The 607-nt window shown below is 46.3% G+C and carries 1 protein-coding gene; it reads right to left on the bottom strand.

Going from position 1 to position 607, the window contains the following annotated elements; all coding sequences use genetic code 11:
* Positions 1-607, bottom strand: a 607-nt coding sequence (locus tag AB4375_RS21650; RefSeq protein ID WP_372052519.1) for an IS4 family transposase, incomplete at both ends; no start/stop codon positions are given.

The following is a 607-nucleotide window of genomic DNA, read 5'->3' as shown; positions in this document are numbered from 1 at the left end:
GCGGTGACAAATCGTTGCCAGTTGGTGTGAGACTTTAACTCTTTAAAAAGCAGTTCCACCTGCCATCGACAGCGGTAGATCGCCATGATGTCATCGGCAGTAAAGGTGTCTGAAGGTAAGTTAGTTATCCAAATGCAGAATCGTTTTTCTTCAGCAAACCATCGTCGCACGACTCTAAACTCTTGTTTACCTCGACGGACTTTTAGGTCAAGGACCTGCGAACGGTTGGTACCTCGAGTAATGTCTTTCAGCTTCTTCCCTTCTAGCTTAGGCAGCAGTTGCCCCTTGCCGTTCCTTGCCTCAATAATCATAGGGTTCAGAGACTTAGCACCTCGGACAATATAGAATCCGTCATGCTGTTCAAGCTCTCGAAAGAAGTGGAAATCAGGATACCCTGCGTCAGCTAACAGCAATTTGTTGTTCATCGTTTTGGGCTCAGGTAAAAAATCTCTTTCTGATGCCGTATCAGCGCTGATGTTCATCGCGACTGGAGAAAAGCTTTTCAACGACATTGTCATATGACATTCAACCGCTGCAGGGTTACGTTTAAATCGACTCGGATAAACATCCGCCAGGTCACGATGGATGTGGAAAGAGCTGCCATCTT

The organism is Vibrio sp. 10N.261.51.C6 (genome assembly GCF_041471785.1).
Taxonomy (GTDB): domain Bacteria; phylum Pseudomonadota; class Gammaproteobacteria; order Enterobacterales; family Vibrionaceae; genus Vibrio; species Vibrio crassostreae_C.
The sequence above is the reverse complement of the archived record's forward strand: the minus strand, read 5'-3'. Positions and strand labels throughout refer to the sequence as shown.